This window comes from Pseudomonas sp. HLS-6 TE3448 (genome assembly GCF_053629555.1).
This window is the reverse complement of sequence record NZ_JBRJIO010000001.1, coordinates 2,635,074-2,661,550: the sequence shown is the minus strand read 5'-3', so window position 1 is coordinate 2,661,550 and position 26,477 is coordinate 2,635,074. Positions and strand designations below refer to the sequence as shown.

The window sequence follows — 26,477 nt, the reverse complement described above, 5'->3', positions numbered from 1 at the left end:
GGCTCCGCTTGCTAAGTTAGATGGGCCGGGCGATTTCGCGCCAGTCGAGCCCTGAATCCTGATTGGCCACCTGTAGCCAGCCCGGGTCACACCCCAAGGCGTCGACAAAACACTGCCGGGCCAGCTGTGGCTGGTTGTTCTTGCTACTGAGGTGGGCCAGCACCAGATGCTGCAGCTTGTGCCAACCCAACTCGGCCACCAGGCGCGCGGCCTGATGGTTGTTCAAATGTCCTAGATCACCACCCACCCGCTGCTTGAGGAAATAGGGGTAATGCCCTCTCGCCAGCAGATCTCGACAGTGATTGGCCTCGATCAACAAGGCGTCCAGATCCTGATAGTGAGCCAACAGCCGATCATCATACGAACCCAGGTCGGTCAGCACACCCAATCGCCGATGACCGTCACTGAACACATACTGCAGTGGCTCCAGCGCATCGTGCGCCACAGCAACAGCGGTAATACTCAAGCTTCCCACCTGCAACCGCTCGTCACCGGCCAGGAAGCCTGCGACCTCGACGGGCTTGCGCATCCCGCGCAGCGTCCCACGGCTGAGGTAGACCGGTAGATTGTAGCGCCGCGCCAGCAAACCAACGCCATGAACGTGGTCGGCATGTTCATGGGTAACGACGATGGCATTCAATTGATCTGGCGCTACGCCGAGCAGCGCCAGGCGCCGCTCGGTTTCCCGCAGGGAAAAGCCACAATCGACCAGCACACAGGTGTCGTCACTGGCGATCAGCGTACCATTGCCCTGGCTACCGCTTCCTAGTACGGCGAAGCGCACTTAACCCAGGTTGTCCTGAATGACACTCAACACACGGCGTGCGACATCAGCTGGCGCGACGGTGTTGATATTTTTCTCGACCGTAACCTGGACGCTGTCACCCACCTTGCTCAGGCGAACCTGATAACGCTCGGCACGGGCTTCACGCTCTTCCTTGCTCGGCTCGCTACCCAACAGCTTGCCGAAGAAACCAGGCTCCTGGTCGTGCTTCTCGGCTTTCTCGGCCAGGTTGATGTAGTAAAGGCCCAGGCTGCGGTTGATGTCCTCGACACGCCACTCACCGTGTTCCAAGGCGCGGCCCACACTGGACCAGGCACGATCAAGGTCGGCGCCCAGGTTCAATACCGGGTTGCCGCTGCCGTCTTCGCTCAGGCTGACACGGCTAGGGGCATCGAAATCACGAGCAGCAAGCAGCGAGACGGAACCGCCCTTCTCGGCGCTACGGGTCATGCTGGCGAGCATTTCATCGACCAGCAGGGCATCAGCGGCGGTATTGACGGAACGCGCCGGGAAATCAACCTCGGCGGTGCTGCCGGCCGGACGCTCAGCAGTCACCACATAGACTTCACTGGTGCCCCGCTGTACACCTGGCTCGATGCGTACACGCGCACGCATTTCACTGTCACCGCTGGTGGCGGTGCTTGCCAAGCGTTTTGCCATGGCGGCCGACAGCTCGTCGGAACGCTGCCAGGTGGTCGTGAACTCACCGGTTTGCGGACGCTCTTCGGCAATACGGAAACCGTTGTCTTCAAAGAACTGACGAGCCACTGGCCAGACTTCAGCCGGTGCACGCTGGGCCAGTACCCAACGCGAGTTACCACTCTTCTGCAGGCTGAAGTCGCTGGCTTCACCCGCCGCCGACAACGGCAGAGGACGCGGCACGTCGAACTCGCCCTTGGTACTGCTGTCCGCGACGTTACGCGGGATCGGCAGCAGCGGGTCGAGACGCTTGGCACTGCTGACATCCGGTGGCAGTTGCATCGGCGGCTTCTGGGTAGCCTCCAGATAGTCGCTGCCACGGTCACGGAAGTAACCGTCTTCACCCCACAGCCAGCCGCACCCGCTGGTGCTGGAGATAATCAAGGCAAGGGCGGAAAGACCAGCCAATCGCTTCATGCGGTGTACTTCCTCAGTTAAACCAGTACGCCGGACTGGCGCATGGCCTGCCGCAGCGTTTCATGACAAGGTTCGCTCAGCCAGGTCAGCGGCAGGCGAATGCCTTTGTGCATCAGGCCCATTTCCACCAACGCCCACTTCACCGGGATCGGGTTGGCTTCGATGAACAGGTCCTTGTGCAGCGGCATCAGTTTTTCGTTGATGGCACGGGCCGTTTCGGCATCGCCCTTGAGGGCGGCTTCACACAAGTCGGCCATTTCGCGTGGCGCAACGTTGGCGGTTACCGAGATATTGCCCTTGCCGCCCATCAGGATCAGCTCAACGGCGGTTGGATCATCGCCGGACAGGACGATGAAGTCCTTGCTGACGCCATCCAGGATGGCCTTGGCGCGCTTCAGGTCGCCTGTGGCTTCCTTGATACCGATGATGTTCGGTACGGTCGACAGACGAATGACGGTCTCGGCCTGCATGTCGCAGGAAGTACGGCCGGGCACGTTGTAGAGAATCTGCGGGATGTCTACGGCTTCAGCGATATGCTTGAAGTGCTGGTACAAGCCTTCCTGGGTAGGCTTGTTGTAGTACGGCACCACCAGCAGGCAGGCATCAGCCCCGGCGTTCTTGGCGTTGCGGGTCAGCTCGACCGCTTCACGCGTGGAGTTGGCGCCGGTGCCAGCGATCACCGGGATACGCCCGTTGACCTGTTTGACTACAGCCTCGATGACTTTGATGTGTTCTTCGACATCAAGGGTCGCAGACTCGCCGGTCGTACCGACGGCAACGATGGCATGAGTACCGTTTTTCAGGTGAAAGTCCACGAGTTTGCTGAGGCTGTCCCAGTCAAGACGCCCTTGTGCATCCATGGGTGTGACCAATGCCACCATACTGCCCGCAATCATGAAACTGCTCCTGCCGGAAAAAGAGAGCGGTAATGGTACTGGCGCCATCGGGCTTGCACAAGCGAAGCAGGTGGCCGGAGCATTCCCCTCGGCAGCAGTTTTCGCTACCCTTCCCTCTTTGATCGGTACGCAGCAGCCCCCTGGCTTGCTGATGATGCACCTCGGCTGCGCCCTGACCCTCGATTCTGAGCGGCGGAACGGTATAAAGCACAGCCTCTTGCCACGTCACGTACCGACCGCTCATCGCTTTAGGAATGCTGCATGTCCACCCCCACCGTTCGCGAACAATTCCTTGTCATCAGCGCCCTGGGCCCCAATCCCATGGAGCTGACCAACATCCTGTGCCGCACCAGCAACGACAACCGTTGCTCTGTCGTAACCTCGCGCCTGACACGCCACGGGGAATGCAGCGCACTGGTGCTCCAGGTATCAGGCAGCTGGGACGCACTGGCGCGGCTCGAGGCTGCACTTCCAAGCCTGGCCAAGAAGCACAGTTTCACGGTCAATGTCGTGCGCAGCGCAGGCCTGGAGGTTCGCCCACTGTCCTTGCCGTACGTCGCCTACATCAGCGCCGCCTATCGGCCCGATATCATCAATGAGCTGTGCCAGTTCTTCCTCGACCACCGGGTAGAGCTGGAGAACCTGACCTGCGATACCTATCAGGCACCGCAAACCGGCGGCACCATGCTCAACGCCACGTTCACCGTAACGCTGCCTGCAGGCACACAGATCAGCTGGCTGCGCGATCAGTTCCTGGACTTCGCCGACGCACTCAACCTGGATGCGCTGATCGAACCCTGGCGCCCACAAAACCCCATGTAAGGAATGCACCATGGCTGTTGAACTCGATCAATCGGTACCCGCTTTCCAGGCCGAGGCCACCAGCGGCAAGCAGATCAACCTGGAAGCCCTGAAAGGCCGTCAGGTCGTGCTGTACTTCTACCCCAAGGACAGCACCCCGGGCTGCACCACCGAAGGCCAGGGTTTTCGGGATCACTATGCGGCCTTCCAGGCAGCCGACACCGAGGTGTTCGGCGTTTCCCGCGACAGCCTCAAATCGCACGAGAACTTCAAGTGCAAGCAGGCGTTCCCGTTTGAGCTGATCAGCGACAAGGACGAGGCGTTGTGCCAGTTGTTCGACGTGATCAAGCTGAAGAAGCTCTATGGCAAGGAATACCTGGGCGTAGACCGCAGCACCTTCCTGATCGACAAGGATGGTGTACTGCGCCAGGAGTGGCGTGGCGTGAAAGTACCGGGCCACGTTGAAGCCGTGCTGGCCCAAGCGCAGGCGTTGAACAAGGCCTGAAGCGCTATCGTCGGCAAGGCCGGCTCCTGCTGGAGCTGGCCTTGCCGGTGATCAACCCTGCCTGACGTTACAGCAATGGCGCCACAGGCGGTTCCCGACGAGGCCAGGCATCCAGTACCGCCTTGAACAGGGTCGCCAACGGAATCGCAAAGAAGATCCCCCAGAACCCCCACAGCCCGCCGAACAACAGCACGGCGCAGATGATTGCGACCGGGTGCAGGCTGACGGCTTCGGAGAACAACAACGGCACCAACACGTTGCCGTCCAGCGCCTGAATGATCGCGTACACCGCCATCAGGTAAATGAACTGGTCTCCCCAGCCCCACTGGAACAAGGCGATCAATGTCACCGGCACGGTCACCACCACCGCCCCGACATAGGGCACTACCACCGACAGACCGACCAGCAGTGCCAGCAGCGCCGCGTAGTTCAGCCCAAGGGCGACAAAGGCGATGTAGGTCGCGACCCCGCAAATCAGGATCTCGATACCTTTACCGCGAATGTAGTTGGCGATCTGCCGGTTCATGTCCTCGGCCACACGGGTCATCAAGGCCCGCTCACGCGGAAGGTATCCACTGACCCAACGCGCGATGAGTTCACGATCCTTGAGGAAAAAGAACACCAGGATCGGTACCAACACCAGGTAGATCATGACGTTGACCAACAGTGGCAGGCTGGACAACGAGAAGGTCAGCGCCCACTGGCCGAACTTGCCGATCTCGCCACGCATCACTTCAATGGCCTGCAAGACCTGTTCGTCCGAGACCAGGTGCGGATAGCGCTCCGGCAGCAGCAACAACAGCGACTGCCATTTGCCAAGCATGCCGGGCAGTTCGTTGAACAAGGTGATCAACTGATGCCACAGCAACGGCACCAGCACCAACAGGAACACCGCCAGCGCCCCCATGAACAGTGTGAACACCAGTGCCACGGCAATCTTGCTGGGAACCTTGAAACGCTCCAGGGCATTGACCAGGCCTTGCATGAGAAACGCCAGGACCATGCCTGCCAACACGGGCGCGAGCATCCCGCCAAGGGTCAATATCGCGGCAAACGCCAGGAACAGCAGCACCGCCAGCACCACTGCCTCCTCATCGGAGAAATAGCGCTGCATCCAGTCGCGAAGCACTTTGAACATCAACAATCCTTAAATACGGGGGAAGACTCAGGCTTTCTTCAGCCAGTAGCTGAAAACCCCGGCCTCGGCCTTTTCGAGTAGCAGCGTGTGACCTGCCAATTGAGCAAAAGTGCGAAAATCACGTTGCGAACCCGCGTCGGTGGCGATCACCTTGAGCACCGCGCCACTGGCAAGCCGATTGAGCTCCAGCTTGGCCTTGAGCAGAGGCAGCGGGCAATTCAGGCCACTGGCATCGAGCTCGGCGTCACAGGGCAGGCTATCGGTCATCGGTTCTCTCCTGGCAGGCGCCCGGTCAAGGGCATTGATACAAAGCAAGCCCGGTAGAATACCGCCTCTGGTCGCAGACGTGCGAGCGGGCTACAGTAAGGTCTTTGTCGACCAGAGCTTCGTGCATGAATTTTTTGCGCCCCACCTTGCTGACGCTGGCCTGCCTGTTGGCGCTACCGAGCCATGCCGACGACCTTCCGTCACTCGGCGACGCCAGCTCGGCCATTGTCTCGCCGCAACAGGAGCACCAACTGGGCCGCGCCTGGCTCAGCCTGTTGCGGGGCAATGTCGGCCAACTGTCCGACCCGCAGCTCAAGGATTATGTCGAGACCAGTGTCTACCGGCTTGCCGAAACCAGCCAACTGCAGGACCGACGCCTGGAGTTCATCCTGATCGACAGCAAAGAGCTGAACGCCTTTGCTGCGCCCGGCGGCATTGTCGGGGTCAATGGAGGGCTGTTCCTCAACGCCCAGAACGAAGGCGAATATGCCTCGGTACTCGCCCACGAACTGGCGCACTTGTCGCAGCGCCACTTTGCCCGTGGGGTTGAAGCCCAGCAACGCATGCAACTGCCGATGATGGCGGCCCTGCTGGCCGGGATCGTGGTTGCAGCTTCCGGTGCCGGGGATGCCGGTATTGCCGCCATCGCCGGCTCCCAGGCTGCCGCGATCCAGGAGCAGCGGCGTTTCTCCCGGCAGAACGAGCAAGAGGCCGACCGTATCGGCATCATCAACCTGGAAAAGGCTGGCTACGACCCACGGAACATGCCCAGCATGTTCGAGCGTTTGATGCGCCAGTACCGTTTCGACGCCAAGCCGCCAGAATTCCTGCTGACTCACCCGGTGACCGAGTCGCGTATTGCCGACACCCGCAACCGTGCCGAACAGGCACCTGCCGGCGGCACCGAAGACAGCCTGCGCTACCAATTGATGCGTTCTCGGGTGCAATTGACCTACGAGGGCACCCCCGGCCTTGCGGCCAAACGCTTCCGCGCCATGCTCGAGGAAAACCCCACACTCGATGCCGCACGCTATGGCCTGGCCATCGCCCAGACCAAGGGCGGCCAACTGAACGAAGCCCGCGAAAACCTCAAGCCACTGCTGGCCAAGGCACCGAACGACATCACCTACAACCTTGCGCAAATCGACCTGGACATTACCAATAATCGACTGGCCGACGCCGAACAACGGGTGACGAAGATGCTCACCCTCTACCCCGGCAGCTACCCACTGCAGCAGGCCCGGGCCGATGTATTGCTGAAACTGAATCGCCCCGCCGAAGCGGAAAAGGCGCTGGACGGTTTGCTGAAGAACCGTCCAGACGATCCGGATGTCTGGTATGAAGTGGCCGAGGCACGCGGCCTGTCAGGCAACACGATAGGCCTGCACCAGGCTCGCGCAGAGTACTTTGCCCTGGTCGGCGACTACGACCAGGCAATTCAGCAGCTTGATTACGCCAAGCGCCGTGCCGGCAACAACTTCCAGTTGGCGTCGCGCCTCGATGCACGGCAACGGGAAATGCTTGAGCAGCAACGCATGGTCAAGGAAATGATGCGCTAACCCACGCACGGCAGCAGCCCCACAGCATATGGGGCTGCCCTGCCGTCGCAGGATTCAGCGTGTATCAGGCGTTACCGGACAGCTTCATCCGCGCTGCATGGGTGAAATCCAGCATGCGTTTGAGCGGGCGAATGGCCTGCGGAATCAACGCAGCGTCCACAAAAATCTCGTTACTGCCCTCACGCAGGCACTGCAGGGTGCGCTCCAGCGTGTTCATGGCCATCCATGGGCAATGGGCGCAACTGCGGCATGCGGCACCGTTACCTGCGGTAGGCGCTTCGACAAAGACTTTATCCGGGCACAGCTGCTGCATCTTGTAGAAGATGCCGCGATCGGTGGCGACGATAAAGGTTTTGTTCGGCATGCTTTGCGCAGCGGCAATCAACTGGCTGGTGGAACCCACCGCATCGGCCAGCTCGATCACTGCCTCAGGGGATTCAGGGTGAACCAGAATCGCCGCATCGGGGTACAGCGCTTTCATGTCCGCCAATTGTCGCGACTTGAACTCTTCGTGAACAATGCACGCACCGTCCCAGAGCAGCATGTCGGCGCCGGTCTGTTTCTGGATATAACGCCCCAGATGCTGGTCCGGCCCCCAGATAATGGTCTCGCCGTTATCCATGAGGCTTTCGACGATTTCCAGCGCACAACTGGAGGTTACCACCCAGTCAGCACGCGCCTTGACCGCTGCCGACGTATTGGCATAAACCACTACGGTACGCTCAGGGTGCTTGTCACAGAACGCCGAGAACTCGTCCACCGGGCAACCCAGGTCGAGCGAGCAGGTCGCTTCAAGCGTTGGCATCAGCACACGCTTCTCAGGGTTGAGGATCTTGGCGGTTTCGCCCATGAAGCGAACACCGGCAACGACGACCGTCTTGGCCGGGTGCTTGTTACCAAAGCGAGCCATTTCCAGCGAGTCAGACACGCAGCCGCCCGTCTCCTCGGCAAGTGCCTGGATGACCGGGTCACAGTAATAGTGAGCCACCAGGACCGCATCCTGCGCCTTGAGCTCAGCAGCAATGGCGGCACGGTAATGGGCTTCTTCTTCCGGTGTCAGTGGCTTGGGTTGCTTGGCATCCAAGTGAGCTTGAACCAGAAGGCGTTCGGAGATATGCGTCATGTTCGGCAAGACCTGCAGGCGCTGATACGCGTAAGTCGAGTGTATCACCGAGCCCCGGCAAATCGGCTACAGGTTCCGTCGGCAAGTGCCCGAACGGCAGTTGCGGCAGGACCGTAAAGCCTCTGCGGCCTCGGCTTCATAGGAGGCCGAAGGCTACAGATAATCAGATGAATTCTAAAGGTTTTTTTGGCCTGAAACGGCCAAGGGCAGGCAGCCATAGCCTCGGCTGCCCGCCCCTTGCATCACATCAACCGCCGATTTGACCCATGGCACCGAGGTTGGCCATGACCAGCCCGGCGAACTCTTCAAGGGTCATTTTCTGCCCATTGAACTCTACCTGGCCATCGACATAGTTCAAGTTGGCAACGACATCACTGCCCTGCAGCTTGGCCAACTGCGTCTGCAGCGCCATCTGCCCGACCATTTCACTGGTCATGGACGCCTGCTGGGCAATCGCCTGGGTGTCGGTTTCACCCTGGAAGGCAGCCTGCAGAACCGCCAGATCAACGATCATTGGCTTGGACAGCGTCAGGTTGCTCTTGAGCTGGGAGATCAATTGGCGACCCAACTGATCCGGTGGCAGTTCCAACGAGGTCGGCTTGTTCAGCTCAACCGCCAGGCTGAAACGGCTTTCACCGTTGGCGGTCTTGAACGACAAGTCTTCCAGCGCGACCTGCGGCTTGGCCGCGAGCATCTTCAGGATATCCTCGCGTACCTTCGCCTCTTCTTCAGGGCTCATCGCCAACTGCGGCATGGACCGCCCCTCGGCGGCGGCCTGCTGAATCTCGGGCAGATGGCTTTCATACCAGCTCATCAACGACTGGAGCGCCGGAATGTCCAGGCTCTTCACGCTCATGACCATCTGCGCACTGCCGACCGACTTGCCCTCGTAGCTGATGTCGCCGACCTTGTAGGTCAGGCGGCCCGACATTTTGTCGCCCTCAGCGCGGTAATCGTTGCGCTGCTCAAGCGCCTTGAGCAGCAACGTCGACTGCTGATCACCGAACACGAACTGGCTGCTGGCCAACCCGAAGTCAACCTGCCCCACATAGAAGCCATAGGTGGTCTTGGTCAGGTCACCCGTAATATTCATGCCATTGAGGTCGATCTTGACCGGCGCAGTGTCAGGCGACACCAGCGACATGGCGAGGCTGCCCATGGTGCCATTGACCTTGACCTTCTCGGCATCGGCACTGCTGTCGACATCCAGGTTGAAGCCGGAGAATTTCACCACCGAGCCGTCGTCACCGGTAACGTCCAGCGGCAACAGTTTCATACTGCCCTGTACCGAACGGTCATAACCCAGGCTGACCTGACCCCGCAGCGGCGCAACTTCCTTGGCCGCGGCAAACCACTTGGCGGTACCTTCAGTCTTCTCCAGCGCATAGTTGCTGGTTGCCATGACCGGCATCAGCTTGAACGCCTTCAAGCGCGACCATGGCAGCGGGCCGTGCTCGATGCGATCAACGAAGTTCAACTCGAGGCTCACCGACTCGTCACCGGCATCCAGGTTTGCAACCTTCACACGGTAATGGGCGGTACTGGTGTAGAAGTGCTGCTCCAGCGAAACCAACTCGACGCTGGCACTGGCGCCCGTGCCAAGCAATGCCTTCTGGGCCTGCTCGTTACTTTGCGCAATAGAGGCCTTCAAGGCGTCAGGCAACTGCTTGCCGGTGTACCAGGTACCTGCACTCGTCAAGGCCGCGAGTACCGCAAGACCGGAAAGTACGCCTACTGATTTCTTCATGAACTGACCCGAACGATATCCATAATGGGGGAAGTATGACTGTTCAGCCAAACCGGCATGCCGCGACGACACGGGTTGACCGAGGGCGCGAAGAATATCACTTTGCCCGCCCTTTCCCCCAGTACTTCACCAGGATCATGAGGCGCTTCACACTATGCGGGGTCGATACTGTTCAACACGCCCTTGCGGCCATCCGGGCTTTCCACAAGCCACTTCTCGAGCAACCCGCTCAGGTTCATGCCATTGCCCTCGGCCTGATGAGTAATGTAGTTGAAACCGCTGTCAATCCATCCCTGTAATTGGCTCACATAGGTATAGGGGTACTGCGCCTGCTCGATGGCAGGTAGTCCCTCATAATGCTCAAGCACTTCCATGAAAAAGCCCGTGAGCTTGCCGGTGCTGTTGTATTCAACATCCGACTTTGCCAGCACCATCCGGCGCCAAGCTTCCTCCTGCTCATGAGCCTCGTAAAATGCGGCAAGCCGCTCATTGACCGTGAAAGCACCACTATCGTCATAGGCAATCAAGGCCAATTGATCTCGTGACATGCCCGCAAAAGGATTGGTCCCGGAACGGGAGCCATATATACGGCCATTGACGAAGTCCGTCGCGTCTTTGGCCCGTGCCAACAGCTCCGGGTCATCACTGTTTGGCAGCTCGGCGTCATGCTTCACCTTGTTAAAGAAATAACTGTCGCCCAAAATTTCATTCAACCGTGCTTTCGCGACCTCACCCAGCGCCTTGCGATCAAGCCCGGCATCCCGCGCCTCGGCACGCGCAGCCGCCTCGCTGAGCTGCCGCGCCAGCGTAGACACCGTACTTGCCTCACTCGCTGCCGGAATTACTGCAGCAGAGCACGCTGTGTCGTCGGTGCTAACGGGCACGCTTGGGCTGGCCCGGGCCAGCACACTGGTACCGGAAAAAGATGTATACCCTGTAACGCCAACCATGGCGGCCCTCCTTCGACTGACGAATAGGTCTTGCAAAAAAAATGGCCGGCTAATACAGCACCGGCCATAGGGATGATTACTTCATTGCAAACTCTACCGACCACTCGTGACTCGTGTAATTGGTCGATGTGATAGTCGCGGTACACGTAGCACCGCCACTGGGGGTAGACGTCTTGTTCCAGGACGGCACCTTGATACCGCTTGAGTTGTATGTATTCACATACGTCGTGGTAAATGCACAGGTTTTGCCGCCAACCTTGTAGCGGACAGCAGCGAAATTTGTATCAGGAGAGACATTGCTTTGAACATAGTAAGTATCCGCCCCACCATAATCAACCAAAGCAGCCGGCTTTGGCTAAGCATTTACATTGGTGCTGGCCTCATTTGACGTCTCTATTACATATGCAGCATCTGAGATAGCGTTATTCTTAAAGGTCACCATAACCTTAGGCCCAGCATGCGCCGCACCTGCAGCAAACAAAGTAACGACCGAGAGCAGCGCAAGCACTACCTTATGTACATTCATATTTCATGTCTCCACGTGTTTGAACAGGCATTATTAAATTACAGCGACACTTCTTGGAGCGACGCCAAAAGCAATGCTGAACTTACGATTTCTCGATAAACCTAACTGACTGCACCTTATTGCGCTGTGCACTCAACTGCGTGTGCTCGCAGCCTCATCACCTGCTCTGGCGGGCAGGTCATCCGTTGCATCATTTTGTTGTGAGGACGCTGAAGTCATCCATTCTTCGAGCAACCCGACCAAGGTCGTAGCGTTGCCCTCAGACTGGTGAGTGATGTAGTTGAAACCGCTATCAATCCATCCCTGCAACTGGCTCACATAATTGCCAGGGTACTGTGCCTGCTCGATAGCCGGCAGACTTTCATAATGCTCAAGCACCTCGGTGAAAAAGCTGGTGAGCTTGCCGGTACTGTTGTATTCAGCGTCACCTTTTGCCAGCACCATCCGACGCCACTCGTATTCCTGATTCAGACTCTCGCACAGTGCTGCGCGTCGCTCATTGACCGTGAAAGCACCGCTATCGTCATAGGCAATCAGAGCCAGTTGATCTCGTGACATGCCCGCGAAAGGATTCTTGCCGACGATGTTGGAGCCTGGGTAACGACTGTTGACGAAATCGGTTGCCTGCCTGGCCCGTTCCAGTAGTTCTGGGTCATCACTGTTCGGCAGCTCCGCATCGTGCCGAGCCTTGTTGAGTGTATAGCTATCACCCGATATTTGATTCAACAGCACTTTTGCCGCCTCACCCAACGCCTTGTAATCAAGCCCAGCATCGCGCGCCTCGGCGCGAGCAGCCGCCTCGCTGAGCTGCCGAGCCAGCGTAGACACCGTACTTGCATCACTCGCTGGCGGGATGACTGCAGCGGAGCACGCTGTGTCGTCGGTGCTAACGGGCAAGCTTGGGCTGGCCCGGGTCAGCGCACTGGTACCGGAAAAAGATGTATAGCCTGTAACGCCAACCATGGCGGCCCTCCCTGCGTATTTATTTAACGCGAAGCGTTCCAGCGACACAGACATGCCCTCGGCTTAGGCTTATCACACTTGCAATGCGCCCTTGAAATAAGCCGACCACATTGCAGCCTGACTTCATCACGCCATTCACAACCGTAAAAAATGTTGCCGCAACTGCTGTTAGCAGTGTAACCGACTGCAATTCTTAGTCGGCACGACAAATAACGTCAACCCTTTTCACGAACAACACCCTTTCACACCCAAAGCAAATTCCTGAACATCAGAATATTCATACAAACAACCAGACATAAAATAAACAGCCAACACCTAGCAAAATCAAGACAGCACGCATAGACAATTAAACCTGCGCTAGCCTTTTGAATAACTCTACCCACCACTCATCAACACCTTGTTTATTGCCTGACTCACAAAAACCATAGAAAACTAGATAAATACTTTGGAGCAGGCCTTGCCGAACAACGGAAACAACCACACAACCGCCCTGCCAGGCGAAAAGCTTCTACAGCTGGAAAGTATCGGCCACACCTACTCAACAGCTGCCGGGCTTCGGCCAACACTTCACAACGTGTCGCTGTCCATCATGCGAGGACAAAGCTGCGCAATCGTCGGCGCTTCCGGTTCAGGGAAAAGCACGCTGCTCAATATCATTGGCCTGCTTGACCAGCCCACATCCGGTCGCCTGTTACTCGACGGGCACGACATGACCCGCGCCAAGGCGCACATACGTGCCCAAACACGCAACCAGCGCATCGGGTTCGTGTTCCAGAGTTTCAACCTGCTCCCTCGCCTTAGCGCACTGGAAAACGTGGCACTGCCCCTGCGCTATCGAGGGTACGGGCACGCAGAGGCACAGCGCCTCGCCTTACAGGAGGTCACACGTGTCGGCCTGGCCAATCGCGCCCATCATCGCCCGGCAGAGCTGTCCGGCGGACAACGCCAGCGCATAGCCATTGCTCGGGCCCTGGTCGGCCGCCCCGACCTGATTCTGGCCGACGAACCCACCGGCAACCTCGACAGCGCCACCGCTGGGGAAGTGCTAGCGCTGTTACAGGCCTTGAATCGAGAACAGGGCGTCACCCTCGTGATCGTCACCCACGACGAATCACTGGCCCAGACACTGCAGCGCTGCCTGCTGGTCAAAGACGGGCATCTGCTTGAACAGTATCCGAACCCAGCACATGCCTGACGCACGGCTAAACCGCTACGGGCCATCCTTGCGCCAAACACTGAGCGAACCCCTGAGCAGCCTGCGCCTGCTTGGGCGCCGCGCACTGCTGGCCCTGCTAGGGATCGCAGCAGGTTGCGCCTCGGTGGTCGCACTGCTGAACATAGGCCACAACGCGGCCCACGAAGCCATCCGCACATTCAAGGGCCTGGGTAGCGATGTAATGGTAGGCAGCTTCACCGCCACGCCCGGCACGGTCACGCGCCCCGCACCTGCGACACTGGACACCCAGCTTGTGAAACGCGCCGTCCCAGGTCTTCGTGAAATCGCGCCGGCCATACTCTATTCGACGACCGTCCACATCGGCGGCCAAGCCTATCCCTTGAGTGTCATCGGCACCTCCCACGAACTGGAAGGTGTATTGGGCCTGCAGCTCAGTCACGGTAGATTCCTCTCCCCTTACGATCAGCAGAGCACCTACGCGGTGCTGGGTGCACAAGCAGCCAGAGCGCTGAACGTAAGCACGCTGAACAATCAGGATCCCCTGGCGATTGAGGGCTACCTGTTTGAGATCATCGGCATCCTGGCCGAGCATGGGCACAACCCACTCATACCCATTCCCGTGGACGAGGCGATCCTCCTGCCTATCGAGGGGATGAGACGGATAACACCCACCCCCGAGATCAACAGCATCATCGCCAAGGGGCTGCAGAGTGAGCGCCTGGCTGAAGATGCCAACGCGCTGCTTGATTACCTGGCCCCCAAGGCGCCAGGCCACACCGTACAGGTACAGATTCCCCAGCAGTTGCTGGATGGGCTGGAACGCCAGGCCCGAACCTTTTCCTACCTGCTCCTCGGGCTGGCCGGTATTTCACTGCTGGTCGGTGGTGTGGGCATCATGAACGTGATGGTCATGAACGTGTCCGAACGGCGGCAAGAAATCGGCATACGCATGGCAATCGGTGCCCGACCACGCGATATCGCCAGCCTCTTCCTGCTGGAGGCCATGGCATTGGCCGTGGTCGGCGCGTTGGCTGGCGCCCTTTTCGGCGTGGCCGCTGCCTGGATGTTTGTGACGCTATCGGGGTGGTCATTTTCACTATCAATGACCTCGCTGCCACTGGGCATCGCCAGCTCGCTACTGAGTACACTGGTCTTCGGCCTCCATCCGGCACAGCGTGCGGCCGCCCTGCAACCCGTGACGGCGCTGCGTGATGACTGACATGTGCGCACGTCCCAGCACTGCGACCCGTTACCTGTTGGTTGGTGTGGTCCACCTGCTGCTGTTTACGACAAACGCATGCGCCGAACGTTTGTCACCCACGCAAGCCAGCCACCCCGACAAGAGCCCTTCCGCGAATGAACAAACGATAGCGCTGGCCTTGAACGAAGCGGTACTGCTAGGTCTGCGTAACAATCACGCCATCCGTAGTGCGTACTTCGAACGCATCGTGCAGAAATTCGACCTACGTGTGGAAAAAGACCGCTTCACGCCAAAACTGGTGCTAAGCAGCCGCCACCTGGCTACGCGCAACCAGGATGACCACTACCGGCAAAACGAAGTCGCCCCTTCAACCACACTGCTTGGCGAATATGGAACACAGTTCAGCCTGTCATGGCGTCATCACCTTACCCAGGCGAACCACGCTGGTCGCACACACAACGATGGCGCAACGTTCAGCGTCATCCAGCCCCTGCTCCGCGGCGCAGGGCGCGGGGTGGCAACCGCCCCCATGCGCTTGGCCGAACTTGCCGAGCAGGTCAATCGCCTCAACCTGAAAGCAACCGTTTCAAGCACCGTCACCCAGATCATCACCGCTTACCGCGAACTGCTGCGTGCACAAGAACAGTTGCGCATCACCCGCGAAGCACTGGCGCGCTCACGCCAGCTACTGGATGCCAACAAGGTCATGATCGCCTCTGGACGCATGGCCGAGTTCGAACTCGTGCAGACCGAAGCGGACGTGGCGACACAGGAGCTCGCTGTCGAAGAAGCCTCCAACCAACTCGACGCTAGCCGCCTCGAGTTACTGCACCTGCTGGCGCTCGATCTGCAAACACCGGTACAGGCCATTGAACGCCTTGACGTGACACGCACAGACTTCGGGCTGGCCGAGGCTCTAGCGGTTGCACAAAACCAGCAACCCACCTACCTCACCCAGTTGATCGCAATCGAGCAAGCCGCTGTCAACCTCACGGTGGCCCGCAATGAACGACTATGGGACCTATCGCTCATTGGTGCTGCCACCCAGGCCCGTAGCCGCTACCCGGGTGAACGCGGCTACGCATCCGACCTCACCTGGGAAGGTTATGCCGGCCTCCAGGTCGAGATCCCCATTGGCGACCTGAGCCGACGCCAAGCTGAAGTGCGTGCCAGAGTCAACGTCGAAACCCAGGACATTCGCCTAAGCGAAACGCGCCAGTTGCTCGAACGCGATGTCGGCGATGCCGTGCGCAACCTCGGCACCCGCTGGCGCCAGTATGAAATCGCACAACGTGCGCGCGAGCTGTCACGCCGAAAACTCGATATTGAACGCGAGAAACTGCAAGCCGGTCGCTCCAGCAACTTTCAGGTACTGAGTTTTGAAGCCGATTTGCGAACAGCGGAAAGCACACGCCTCAATGCGCTGATTGCCTATCTCAACACACAAACCCAACTGGACCAGACACTGGGCACAACGCTGGAGAGCTGGGACATTGACCTCAACGACTAAGCGCTACTTGTTTCCACGCACACGTCAGGCGCGATACTGGCTGGCGGGCGCACTGAGCCTGATGTTGCTGGCAATCACACTCGTGTACCACGCAAGGCCACCAGGCTCACCGCCTGCAAGCGACTGGCTGCAAGTAAAACCGCAAATACTAGAAAACCAGTTGGGCCTCATCGGGCGTTTGGAAGCCGCGACACGGTTGACCCTTGCTGCGCCCTTTGAAGGGTTAGTACACAGCGTTTCCGTTACCGAAGGCCAGCGCGTCGAGCAAGGCCAGCTCCTGCTGACGCTCGACAGCTCGCAACTGGAGATTCAGTTACGCGAGGCACTGGCCGTGCAACTCAAAGCTCAGCGCGCCCTGGAAGAAATGCAGAACTGGCCGCAAAGCGCCGATGTGGCCCGCGCCCGTCGATCCGTGACCAACGCCCAACTGAGCCTGAGCGACACGCGCAACAAGCTCACCGACACCCGGCGCCTGTTCGATCGCGGCATCGTGGCCCGAATGGAAGTCGAAGCCCTTGAGCAACAAGCCCGCATGCAAACACTCGACCTGGCCGCTTCACAGGCCGAACTGAGCGCCACACTCGAAAAGGGCAAAGGCGAACATCGACAGATCGCCGAAATGGAGTGTGCCAACGCCCAATCACGCTACCAGGCACTGGTTGCGCTGCATGCTCAACGCGAGCTACGCGCACCGTTCGCGGGGATCATCCTGCGCCCACGCAAACAGGACGAAAACACCACCACCGCTATCCAGCAAGGCATCCGCGCCACTCAGGGTATGCCCTTGTTCGAGTTGGTCAGCCTCGAACAAACCAACGCCGTGACCCGAGTTGAAGAAGCCGACCTGCACCAGTTGAGCGAAGGCATGCGTGTGCGGATCACCGGTGATGGCTTTCTCGGCATGACGCTGACAGGCAAGATCTCAGCCATCAGTGCACAGCGCCTACCGTCAGAAACGTATGGAGCCGGCGCCAGCTACGGGGTGGTCGCGACCCTCGACCCACTGACTCAAGCCCAACAGCAACGCGTGCGCCTGGGAATGAGTGCGCGCCTGGCAATCGTCACCTATCACGCTGAAAACGCGATCGCGATACCGGTGGCCGCACTTAGACGTGATCATGAAGGGCGGACGTTTGTACGCCACCAACCGCATCGTGAACAGATACCGCAGAAGGTCTTTGTCACAACCGGACGCGCTGTTCCTCAAGGTGTCGAAGTCTTTGGCCTCGCACCGGGCTACATCGAAATGCCAATAAGCCGGAACAGCGTCCCTCCGTAACGCTAGCTGACGAGCCCTTGCCGGTGAAGAGGGGTATACCCAGCCTCCTAGGCGACGGTGGTTGGAACCGGAACCTGCTGCTGAGGAACCGGCAGATTGTGCGACTCACCACGGCCCATCGGGAAGTAGGTGAAGCCTGCACGTGCCATGCGCTCAATGTCGTAGAGGTTGCGACCGTCAAAAATCACCGGTGCCTTCAGACGCGATTTGATGGCATTGAAGTCAGGAGCCTTGAACTGTTGCCATTCGGTGCACACGATCAGGGCGTCGGCACCGGCCAGGGCTGACTCCGGGGTCCCCATCAGCGACAGGTTAGGCTGGTCCGGATAAAGGCGCTGGGTTTCCTGCATGGCTTCAGGGTCGAAGGCCCGCACCTGTGCACCGGCCGCCCACAGGGCTTCCATCAGCACCCGGCTTGGTGCATAGCGCATGTCATCGGTGTTAGGTTTGAAGGCCAGCCCCCACAGGGCAAAGGTCTTGCCGTGCAGGTCGCCCTTGTAGAACGCATTGATACGCTCGAACAGCTTGTGCTTCTGCCGCTGGTTGATGGCCTCGACCGCTTGCAACAGGTCACTGGAGCAGTTGGCCAACTGAGCACTGTGGATCAGCGCGCGCATGTCCTTGGGGAAGCACGAACCGCCATAGCCACAGCCTGGGTAGATGAAGTGGTAACCAATGCGCGGATCGGCACCAATGCCCATACGTACGGCTTCAATGTCGGCGCCCAGATGTTCGGCCAGCTCGGCGATCTGGTTGATGAAACTGATCTTGGTGGCCAGCATGCAGTTGGCGGCGTACTTGGTCAGTTCGGCGCTGCGCAGGTCCATGAAGATGGTGCGGTCGTGGTTGCGGTTGAATGGTGCATAAAGTTCACGCATGACCTCGCGCACTTCTTCACGGTCGCAACCAATCACAATGCGGTCTGGACGACGGCAGTCGCTGACGGCCGAGCCCTCCTTGAGGAATTCGGGGTTGGAAACAATGTCGAACTCAAGGCTGCGTCCGGCCTTGCCCAAGGCCTCTTCGATGTGGGCGCGCAAGGTGTCGCCGGTGCCAACCGGCACGGTGGACTTCTCCACCAGGATCAATGGCTCGACCCGGTAGCGGGCCACTGCATCGCCCACCGACAATACGTACTTGAGGTCAGCCGAACCGTCTTCATCCGACGGCGTCCCGACAGCAATGAACAGCACCTGACCATGCTGGATAGCCATTTTCTGATCACTGGTGAACTGCAGGCGACCGCTGTCCAGGTTGTCCCGCACCATGCTCTCAAGACCGGGCTCGAAGATCGTGACATGGCCCTTTTGCAGCATTTTGATCTTGTGTTTATCGACGTCCATGCACACAACATCGTGACCCACTTCAGCCAGGACAGTTGCTTGAACCAGGCCTACATAACCACTACCAATTACGCTGATTTTCATACGGAGTCTCGAGGACGAGTTACACGTGACGAGTTAATGGTAATGACCCCCAGCACGACGAATGCCACACCCAGGGTTTTGAACAAACTGAACTGTTCGTTGAACAACGGCAAGCTGGCTGCCAGCAGGTACACCAGCGCGTAGCTGATGCTCAACAGCGAATAGGCTCGGACCAAAGGCAAGTCCCGCAGGGCCGCCAGCCAGCAGAGCATCGACAGCGCGTAGGCGAAGATCGACAACATGACCACGCCCAGTGCCAGCCCATCCACCGTGTCGTTGCCCAACGCCATCAACCATTGATCCGGTTGCGGCAGGTGACTCATGCCCCAACGCATGCCCAACTGGGCGCCACTGACCAGCAACACGCTGCCCATGGCAAAAGCGATTCCACGCCCCTGACTCATGCGTGCTGCCCCAGCAACACGACGCCGGCAATCACCAGTACCATACCGATCCCATGACGACGATCGATAGTCTCGTGAAACACGAAACGGGCGGCCAAGGTAATCAGTACAAAGTTGAGACTGAGCATCGGATAAGCGATACCGACTTCCAGACGCTGCAACACCAGCAGCCACACCAGCAAGCCAGCACCCAGGCAGGCCAGCGCCAGCCATAACCAGGGCGAGAGCAGTTTCTCGCCCAGGCCCGACTCGACGCCGCGCCAGCTTTCCACGGCATATTTCTGGGCGATCTGGCCCATGCAGGTCAGCAGGCATGCCCCCAACAGCAAGGCCCAGGTCATGGCGCACTCTGCGGGATTATCAAAATGATGATGCTGCCGCGCTCGTAACGCTTGCCCTCTTTAGGCAGCAATTCGGCTTCACGCACTTCATCCTCACCCTTGACCCGCATCACCACACCCACCGGGCCGATCTTGCGAGCCTCGCTCATCCACTGTTGTACTTGGTCGACGTCGACCCGACGTGTGGCAGCATCCGGGTACTGCAGGCCATACTTCACTTCGCCGATGGTGTTGTACAACGCAACGTTCGGGCGTTGTAGACGCCAAGCCAGGGCCGAAGCCGCCCCCAGGTCGTTGCTCAACAGATGCTTGGTCTGGCTCAACTCTTCGAGGTGTTCCAGGACGAACTGGTCTGGCGTCTTACTGTAGACCACTGAGTGCGGTAACGCGGCCGGCAAGATAGCCACCAGCAAAAGGCTGCCAATGGCCGGCGCAGCCCAGGTGCTCAAAGGTCGGACGATTTGCATCAGGTTGGCCAGGACCCAGGCCAGAATCACAATGAACACCAGGACCAGGTTGTTCATCTCATCGACGTACACCGGCTTTTTCAGCTGCAGGTAGACAATCGCCAACAACGTCAGCAGGCCGATGGCCAGATTCAGCACGCCATTGACCTTGAACAGGCGGCTTTGCCCCTGTTTCAGACGGTCCACCAGCGTGTTGGCCATCAACAGTGCCAGTGGCAACAGGCACGGCAAGATATAGGTCGGCAGCTTGCCCTTGCTCAGGCTGAAGAAAGCCAACGGCAGGACCAACCATAGCAACAGGAAACCGGTGCCTGCCTGACGCCGGGTGCTCCAGGCTTGCTGGAGCGAGGCTGGCAGGAACGCCACCCATGGCAAGCTGAAGGCCACCAGCAACGGTAGATAGAACCACCACGGCGAGGCATGCTGGGCGTCATCGGCAGAGAAACGACGAATGTGCTCATTCCAGAAGAAGAACCGCCAATAGTCCGGCTCTTGACCATGCACTGCCAGCGCCCACGGCAAACTGACAACAATCGCCATGGCGATGGCTATCGGCCCGTAGACCAACAGCTCGCGCCAGCGCTTCTGCCAGATCATGTAGGGCAGCGCGATCAGCACCGGCAGCAACCAGGCAAGAAACCCCTTCGTCATGAAGCCCATGCCGCAGGCCAGCCCTAGCACGGCCCAGCCAATCAAGCGTGAACCACGGGATGGCGTGTCGAGGGCAAACCACAGGGCCACCAGGCTCAGGTTGACCCAGAAGGTGAATTGCGGATCGAGGTTGGCATAGCCACCTTGCCCCGCCACCACCACAAAGCTCATGTAGAGCAGAGCACTGGCAACGCTCTTGCGCGGGTCGTTCCACAATCGGCGGGCAATGATGTAAGTCAGGACAACGCTCAGGCCTGTGGTGAGGGCTGAGGCAATACGCACACCGAAAAGGTTGTCACCGAACACCACCTGGCCGATGGCTATCATCCAGTAGCCGGCAATCGGCTTCTCGAAATAGCGCAGCCCCAAGAAATGCGGCGACACCCAGTTACCGCTCAGGAGCATTTCCTGACTGATCTGGGCGTAACGGGTTTCATCCGGGATCCATAGGCCATGGGTGCCCAGCGGCACCAGGTAGGCCAAGACGAATGCAATCAACAATAGGGGCAGGGCCCAACGTTTGCTCATGCCCCTTGCACCCCCAGCCAACCTTCACGCCCCTCAAGGGTTCCGCGCAGCACACCGCCCTGAGGCAGGCTGCTCGGGTCGACGGGCAGCAGGTTACCCAGGGGCTGGAACCGGATCTCATGCGAGCGTGCAGCAATCAGCAGTTGACGGAAATGGTCAGCCATCAGAATACCTTCGACTTCAGCATGGATGGTGTAGACGTTCAGCGCCGAGGGGCTGAACCGACCAAGAATGAAGGCGTTGAAAGCCTCGGCAGAGACGACCGGCCCTACCACCTCATCGTAGGTTGGCAAGTCGACCGGAATTTGCGGCGTGCCGGGTTTGCCATCTGTCAGCCGTGGCCGAAACAGGCTTTGCCCACGGCAGTCGCTGTTGTAACGAAAGCCGAAGCGCTCCTTGACCTCAATGACGCGCTCGTCCGCCCGCCATCCAGCAGACGCCGAACAGTTGACGGGCTGGCCGAGAATATCGCTGAGGGTGTCTACGCCGCGGCGAATCTGCTCGGTCAATTGGGCATCGCTCCAGCGTCCGGCATTGGCCTGCCAGCCATAGTGATCCCACGCGTGCAAGCCGACTTCGTGGCCAGCCGCTGCGGCCTGACGCATCAAGTGCCCCAGGTCACGGCCAATAGGCTTGCCCGGCCAAGCGGTACCGGCCAGCAAAATGTCCCACCCGTACAAGCCTGGAGCGTTGGAACGGAGCATTTTCCAGAGAAATTGAGGGCGGATCAGGCGCCACACATGGCGCCCCATATTGTCCGGGCCAACGCTGAAAAAAAACGTTGCCTTGACCTGCTCCTCATCGAGTATTTCCAACAGCCGAGGCACCCCCTCACGGGTGCCTCGATACGTGTCTACATCGACTCGAAGACCTGCCTGCATCAGCGCTTATCCGCAATTTCGAGCATGGCTTCGCGCAGGAAGAAGTCCAGCGTGTTGCCGATCGTCTCGCTCATTTCAACGGTTGGTTCCCAGTTCAGCAGGCGCTTGGCGTTCTGGATGCTTGGCTTGCGGTGCACCACGTCCTGGTAGCCGGCACCATAGAAGGCCTTGCTCTCTACATCGCGGAAACCGGCGAACGGAGGGAAGTTGGCGCGCAACGGATGAGCTTCGAACTGACGCAGCAGTTCTTCGCCCAACTGACGGATGCTGACTTCGTTGTCCGGGTTGCCGATGTTGATGATCTGGCCGTTGCAGACGTCGTTTTCGTTGTCGACGATGCGTGCCAAGGCTTCGACACCGTCGGTGATGTCGGTGAAGCAGCGCTTCTGTTCACCCCCATCAAACAGGCGGATCGGCGTGCCTTCCACCAGGTTGAGAATCAGTTGGGTAATGGCTCGCGAACTGCCGATACGTGCCGAGCCCAGGCGGTCCAGCCGCGGCCCGATCCAGTTGAACGGACGGAACAGGGTGAAATTCAGGCCCTTGGCGCCATAGGCCCAGATCACGCGGTCCAGCAGTTGCTTGGAAATCGAGTAGATCCAGCGTTGCTTGTTGATCGGGCCGACGACCAGGTTGGAGGTGTCTTCGTCGAAGTTCCGATCCTGGCACATACCATAGACTTCGGAGGTCGACGGGAAGATCACACGCTTGTTGTACTTGACGCAGTAGCGAACCAGTTTCAGGTTCTCTTCGAAGTCCAACTCGAACACGCGAAGCGGGTTACGGGTGTATTCGATTGGCGTGGCAATGGCCACCAGCGGCAAGACCACATCGCATTTCTTGACGTGGTACTCGATCCACTCGGAGTGGATGCTGATATCGCCCTCGACGTAGTGGAAGTTCGGGTGGCTGCGCAGACGCTCAATGGCGTCGGAGCCGATGTCCAGGCCATAGACGTCATACTTGCCGTCGCGCAGCAGGCGTTCGGACAGGTGATTGCCGATGAAGCCGTTGACCCCCAGGATCAGCACACGGGTACGACGTGGTGCGCGGCCCGATTCGGCACCACGCAGCACCGAGCCGTCGACCAAGCCCAGTTCGGCAGCCAGTTGCGCGCCGCTGAGAAACAGACCGTTATCGTTGCGCTGGCCCGAGGTGATCACCAGCGAGTCTTCGCCACAGGCAATGCGCAGCGGATCGACACTGATCACACGGCCCGGGGCCTGGCCCTCATTGCCCTTGACTACCTCTGCGCTCCAGACGATCAGCTTGTGCTCACCCACTGCACAGAAGGCACCCGGGTAGGGCTGGGTCACGGCACGAACCAGGTTGAACAGCGTTTCCGCCGGTTTGTCCCATAGCAACTTGCCATCGGCGGCAGTGCGACGACCAAAGACGGTAGCCTTGGACTCGTCCTGGGCGGTCTCGTTGATCTTGCCCTGTATAAGTTGCGGTAGTGTGTCGCGCAGCAGACTGGAAGCGGCCTCGCGCAGCTTGCCGTGCAGGGTAAGCGCAGTATCGGAACGCTCGATGGCCACGCGTTGCTGGGCGACGATGGCACCGGCATCGGCACGCTTGACCATGCGGTGCAGGGTCACACCGGTTTCTTTCTCACCGTTGACCAGCACCCAGTTGGCCGGAGCACGCCCCCGGTAAGTCGGCAGCAGCGAACCGTGCAGGTTGAACGCACCTTTACGGGCCACGGCCAGCAGCGGTTCAGCCAGCAGGTTGCGGTAGTAGAACGAGAACAGATAGTCGGGGTTGAGCTTGGCGATACGCTCGATCCACAGCGGGTGATTGACGTCTTCCGGTGCATGCACCGCAATGCCTTTACGGGCGCAGAGTTGAGCGACCGAGCCGTAGAAGATGTTTTCCTTCGGATCGTCGGCGTGAGTAAACACGGCAGCAATCTCAATACCCGCATCAAGCAGTGCTTCGATGCCTGCACAGCCAATATCGTGATAAGCGAAGACAACGGCATTTGAACTCATGACGAAACCTGGTCAGTAGGAGTGGAAGTCAGTCCATCGACAGTTGCGACAGGAGCAGGCGATGCGGGTTGGTTACGTAAGACTTTTTCGATGAAAAACCGTGGACGGGCCCTGACATCGCCGTACATACGCCCCAGGTACTCGCCTAGCAGGCCCATACCGATGAACTGGCCACCGGTGAACACGAACAGCACCGCAAACAACACAAAGGTCCCGCCGCCGGCCCACTGCGCACCAAAGGCCAGACGCAGGATGATCAGCAGCACGGCGAACAACATGCCCAGTACCGCCATGCCAAAGCCGATGATGCTCAGCAGGCGCAACGGGGTAGTGGTCATGCAGGTGATCAAGTCAAACATCAGGTTGATCAGGCGCATCGGGCTGTATTTCGAGTCACCGTGCTCGCGCTCGGCGTGCTGTACCAGGATCTCGGTGGTATGGCGTGCGAAGCTATTGGCCAGAATCGGGATGAAGGTACTGCGCTCGCGGCAAGCCAGCATCGCGTCGACCACCGTGCGGCGATACGCCCGCAACATGCAGCCGTAGTCGCTCATCGCCACGCCGGTGGAACGCTTCACGGCCAGGTTGATCAGCTTCGACGGGTAGCGACGCAGGGCGGAGTCCTGGCGATTGTTGCGCACGGTGGCGACCACGTCGTAGCCCAGTTCAGCCTGTTCTACCAGCCGCGGAATTTCTTCCGGCGGGTTCTGCAGGTCGGCATCGAGCGTAATCACCAGGTCGCCCCTGCATTGCTCGAAGCCGGCCATGATCGCCGCGTGCTGGCCATAGTTGCGGTTAAGGATGACCGCAACGATTTGGCTGCCCTCGCGCTGTGCCGCGTCTTCAAGTTGCTCGGCAGAACTGTCACGACTCCCGTCGTCCACCAAGACGATTTCATACGCCTGCTTGAGCTGCTTGCAGGCCGCTTCGGTACGACGCAGTAGTTCAGGCAGGCTTTCTTCTTCGTTGTAGACCGGTATGACGACCGACACGCAATTAATTGGATAGGGCTTCAATGGACTAGGGCCAGGCTAGTTTCAATGGCACCGACAACGCGCTCGACGTCATCGGGGGTCATGTCAGGGAACAGCGGTATCGAACACAGGCGCGCCGAGTTCCACTCGGTATTTGGCAAGTGGACGCCCGGGAAGCGTTGGCGGTAATAGGTATGCAGGTGCGTGGCAATAAAATGAATGCCCGTGCCGATGTTCTGCTCCTGCAAGGCTTTCATGAATGCCTCGCGGTCCATGCCGCAGCGCTCGGGATCGATACGCAGGATAAACAGGTGCCAGGCGTGCTGTTGCGGGTAGGTCGGCATGCTCAGCGGCTGCACCGGCAGGCCTTCCAGGCGTTGCAGGTAGGCCTGGGCCAATTCAGTGCGTTTGGCATTGATTGCGTCCAGGCGCTGCAGTTGCACCAGGGCAATGGCGGCATTGATGTCGGCCAGGTTGTACTTGAAACCAGGCTCGACCACCTGGGCCTGAGGCTTGCGGCCACCAGTCAGGCGGTCGTAGGCATCGACACCCAAGCCATGGAACTTGAGCATGCGTACCCGGTCCGCCAGTTTCTGGTCGTCGGTGACGAACATCGCACCTTCAGCACAGGTCATGTTCTTGATCGCGTGGAACGAGAAGATCGCCGTGCCCTGGGCTCCGATGGCTCGCCCACGATAACGGGTGCCGGCGGAGTGGGCGGCGTCTTCGATAACGGCAATGCCGTGCTTGTCGGCCAGGGCATACAGCGGATCAAGGTCAAACGCGGCGCCGGCATAATGTACCGGGATGATTGCTTTGGTGCGCGGGGTGATGGCGGCTTCAATCGCCACAGCGTCGGTCATCAGGGTGTCGCGGTCGACATCAACGAATACCGGCGTGGCCCCTAGCAGGCAGATCATGTTGGCGGTGGAAACCCACGTCTGGGAGGGTGTGATCACTTCATCTCCTGGGCCAATACCCAGTGCCAGTAGCGCGATGTGCATACCGCCGGTAGCCGAAGACAGCGCTACGGCATGCTTGCAACCCACATAGGCGGCGAACTGCTGCTCCAACTCCTGGTTTTTCGGTCCGGTAGTAATCCAGCCAGAGCGCAGTACTTGCTCTACAGCAGCAACCTCTTCGTCGCCAATGCTGGGACGCGAGAACGGGAGAAAAGCCTGATTCATGTGTACCTCGGGTCAGTAAACAACAGCAGCCGTCACCCCCCTCGAATCAACACGACAACTGCACCAGCGATGCATCATCCATGA

Annotated in this window: 24 protein-coding genes; 7 read left to right on the top strand and 17 right to left on the bottom strand. The window is 59.2% G+C overall.

All coding sequences use genetic code 11. The annotated features are described in order from the left end of the window. Positions 1 to 16: 16 nt before the first annotated feature. From AB7M23_RS12345 to dapA, 3 genes are read right to left on the bottom strand one after another with little or no spacing between them, the layout of a single operon-like run. Positions 17 to 784, bottom strand: a complete 768-nt coding sequence (locus AB7M23_RS12345; protein WP_454240937.1) for an MBL fold metallo-hydrolase — start codon at positions 782 to 784, stop codon at positions 17 to 19. Beyond that, on the bottom strand, positions 785 to 1,900 hold the full coding sequence (gene bamC / locus AB7M23_RS12340) for an outer membrane protein assembly factor BamC (RefSeq protein WP_330522123.1): 1,116 nt from the start codon (positions 1,898 to 1,900) through the stop codon (positions 785 to 787). It abuts the gene before it with no gap. Positions 1,901 to 1,917: 17 nt separating this feature from the next. Continuing rightward, positions 1,918 to 2,796 (bottom strand): 4-hydroxy-tetrahydrodipicolinate synthase, encoded by an 879-nt coding sequence (dapA, locus tag AB7M23_RS12335; protein WP_454240936.1) that lies wholly within the window; start codon positions 2,794 to 2,796, stop codon positions 1,918 to 1,920. A 261-nt stretch (positions 2,797 to 3,057) separates the two neighbouring features. Between dapA and AB7M23_RS12330 the strand changes: the two genes are divergently transcribed. After that, positions 3,058 to 3,618, top strand: a complete 561-nt coding sequence (locus AB7M23_RS12330) for a glycine cleavage system protein R (protein WP_065759617.1) — start codon at positions 3,058 to 3,060, stop codon at positions 3,616 to 3,618. 10 nt (positions 3,619 to 3,628) lie between these two features. Further along, positions 3,629 to 4,102 carry a peroxiredoxin gene (locus AB7M23_RS12325; RefSeq protein WP_065759618.1) on the top strand — a complete coding sequence of 158 codons (474 nt, stop codon included), beginning with the start codon at positions 3,629 to 3,631 and terminating at the stop codon, positions 4,100 to 4,102. 67 nt (positions 4,103 to 4,169) lie between these two features. On the opposite strand, the gene AB7M23_RS12320 is transcribed toward AB7M23_RS12325, so the two are convergent. Then, complete coding sequence (locus AB7M23_RS12320; protein ID WP_065759619.1) at positions 4,170 to 5,240, bottom strand: AI-2E family transporter; 1,071 nt, start codon at positions 5,238 to 5,240, stop codon at positions 4,170 to 4,172. Between the two features lie 27 nt (positions 5,241 to 5,267). Then, a complete protein-coding gene (locus AB7M23_RS12315; protein WP_065759620.1) occupies positions 5,268 to 5,507 on the bottom strand; it encodes a sulfurtransferase TusA family protein in 240 nt (79 codons plus the stop codon). Between the two features lie 125 nt (positions 5,508 to 5,632). Here AB7M23_RS12315 and AB7M23_RS12310 point away from each other — a divergent pair, with 125 nt between their 5' ends. After that, positions 5,633 to 7,066 carry a M48 family metalloprotease gene (locus AB7M23_RS12310; RefSeq protein WP_065759621.1) on the top strand — a complete coding sequence of 478 codons (1,434 nt, stop codon included), beginning with the start codon at positions 5,633 to 5,635 and terminating at the stop codon, positions 7,064 to 7,066. A 64-nt stretch (positions 7,067 to 7,130) separates the two neighbouring features. Here the strand turns inward: AB7M23_RS12310 and nadA are convergent, their stop codons facing one another. The 4 genes from nadA to AB7M23_RS12290 all read right to left on the bottom strand — a co-directional run bounded on the left by nadA (position 7,131) and on the right by AB7M23_RS12290 (position 12,423). Next, positions 7,131 to 8,189 carry a quinolinate synthase NadA gene (nadA, locus tag AB7M23_RS12305; protein WP_065759622.1) on the bottom strand — a complete coding sequence of 353 codons (1,059 nt, stop codon included), beginning with the start codon at positions 8,187 to 8,189 and terminating at the stop codon, positions 7,131 to 7,133. Between the two features lie 247 nt (positions 8,190 to 8,436). Then, positions 8,437 to 9,936 carry a YdgA family protein gene (locus AB7M23_RS12300; protein ID WP_454240935.1) on the bottom strand — a complete coding sequence of 500 codons (1,500 nt, stop codon included), beginning with the start codon at positions 9,934 to 9,936 and terminating at the stop codon, positions 8,437 to 8,439. Between the two features lie 152 nt (positions 9,937 to 10,088). Beyond that, positions 10,089 to 10,886 (bottom strand): hypothetical protein, encoded by a 798-nt coding sequence (locus AB7M23_RS12295; protein ID WP_454240934.1) that lies wholly within the window; start codon positions 10,884 to 10,886, stop codon positions 10,089 to 10,091. A 658-nt stretch (positions 10,887 to 11,544) separates the two neighbouring features. Then, positions 11,545 to 12,423 (bottom strand): hypothetical protein, encoded by an 879-nt coding sequence (locus AB7M23_RS12290; protein ID WP_454240933.1) that lies wholly within the window; start codon positions 12,421 to 12,423, stop codon positions 11,545 to 11,547. A gap of 409 nt (positions 12,424 to 12,832) precedes the next feature. Here AB7M23_RS12290 and AB7M23_RS12285 point away from each other — a divergent pair, with 409 nt between their 5' ends. Genes AB7M23_RS12285 through AB7M23_RS12270 form a run of 4 tightly spaced genes read left to right on the top strand, consistent with a single transcriptional unit; the run spans position 12,833 to position 17,542 of the window. Next, positions 12,833 to 13,570, top strand: coding sequence for an ABC transporter ATP-binding protein (locus tag AB7M23_RS12285; RefSeq protein ID WP_454240932.1), 738 nt, complete (start codon positions 12,833 to 12,835; stop codon positions 13,568 to 13,570). After that, a complete protein-coding gene (locus AB7M23_RS12280; RefSeq protein ID WP_454240931.1) occupies positions 13,563 to 14,771 on the top strand; it encodes an ABC transporter permease in 1,209 nt (402 codons plus the stop codon). Before AB7M23_RS12285 ends, AB7M23_RS12280 begins: the two co-directional genes overlap by 8 nt. Next, a complete protein-coding gene (locus AB7M23_RS12275; protein ID WP_454240930.1) occupies positions 14,764 to 16,263 on the top strand; it encodes a TolC family protein in 1,500 nt (499 codons plus the stop codon). Before AB7M23_RS12280 ends, AB7M23_RS12275 begins: the two co-directional genes overlap by 8 nt. Beyond that, positions 16,247 to 17,542 (top strand): efflux RND transporter periplasmic adaptor subunit, encoded by a 1,296-nt coding sequence (locus tag AB7M23_RS12270; protein ID WP_454240929.1) that lies wholly within the window; start codon positions 16,247 to 16,249, stop codon positions 17,540 to 17,542. The genes AB7M23_RS12275 and AB7M23_RS12270 overlap by 17 nt, the downstream gene beginning before the upstream one ends. Before the next feature lie 47 nt (positions 17,543 to 17,589). Here AB7M23_RS12270 and AB7M23_RS12265 read toward each other — a convergent pair whose 3' ends face one another. From AB7M23_RS12265 to arnB, 8 genes are read right to left on the bottom strand one after another with little or no spacing between them, the layout of a single operon-like run. Continuing rightward, positions 17,590 to 18,969 (bottom strand): UDP-glucose dehydrogenase family protein, encoded by a 1,380-nt coding sequence (locus tag AB7M23_RS12265; protein ID WP_454240928.1) that lies wholly within the window; start codon positions 18,967 to 18,969, stop codon positions 17,590 to 17,592. After that, positions 18,966 to 19,373, bottom strand: coding sequence for a 4-amino-4-deoxy-L-arabinose-phosphoundecaprenol flippase subunit ArnF (arnF, locus tag AB7M23_RS12260; protein WP_454240927.1), 408 nt, complete (start codon positions 19,371 to 19,373; stop codon positions 18,966 to 18,968). Before arnF ends, AB7M23_RS12265 begins: the two co-directional genes overlap by 4 nt. Next, entirely contained in the window at positions 19,370 to 19,714 is a 345-nt protein-coding gene (gene arnE, locus AB7M23_RS12255) for a 4-amino-4-deoxy-L-arabinose-phosphoundecaprenol flippase subunit ArnE (protein WP_454240926.1), read from the bottom strand. Before arnE ends, arnF begins: the two co-directional genes overlap by 4 nt. Beyond that, positions 19,711 to 21,360, bottom strand: coding sequence for a lipid IV(A) 4-amino-4-deoxy-L-arabinosyltransferase (gene arnT, locus AB7M23_RS12250; RefSeq protein WP_454240925.1), 1,650 nt, complete (start codon positions 21,358 to 21,360; stop codon positions 19,711 to 19,713). The genes arnE and arnT overlap by 4 nt, the downstream gene beginning before the upstream one ends. Then, positions 21,357 to 22,241, bottom strand: coding sequence for a 4-deoxy-4-formamido-L-arabinose-phosphoundecaprenol deformylase (gene arnD / locus AB7M23_RS12245; RefSeq protein WP_454240924.1), 885 nt, complete (start codon positions 22,239 to 22,241; stop codon positions 21,357 to 21,359). The genes arnT and arnD overlap by 4 nt, the downstream gene beginning before the upstream one ends. Beyond that, entirely contained in the window at positions 22,241 to 24,232 is a 1,992-nt protein-coding gene (gene arnA / locus AB7M23_RS12240; RefSeq protein WP_454240923.1) for a bifunctional UDP-4-amino-4-deoxy-L-arabinose formyltransferase/UDP-glucuronic acid oxidase ArnA, read from the bottom strand. The genes arnD and arnA overlap by 1 nt, the downstream gene beginning before the upstream one ends. Continuing rightward, positions 24,229 to 25,248: an undecaprenyl-phosphate 4-deoxy-4-formamido-L-arabinose transferase gene (gene arnC, locus AB7M23_RS12235; RefSeq protein ID WP_102053309.1), complete on the bottom strand. Its 1,020-nt coding sequence runs from the start codon at positions 25,246 to 25,248 to the stop codon at positions 24,229 to 24,231. Before arnC ends, arnA begins: the two co-directional genes overlap by 4 nt. After that, complete coding sequence (arnB, locus tag AB7M23_RS12230) at positions 25,245 to 26,393, bottom strand: UDP-4-amino-4-deoxy-L-arabinose aminotransferase (protein WP_454240922.1); 1,149 nt, start codon at positions 26,391 to 26,393, stop codon at positions 25,245 to 25,247. Before arnB ends, arnC begins: the two co-directional genes overlap by 4 nt. Positions 26,394 to 26,477 lie beyond the last annotated feature (84 nt).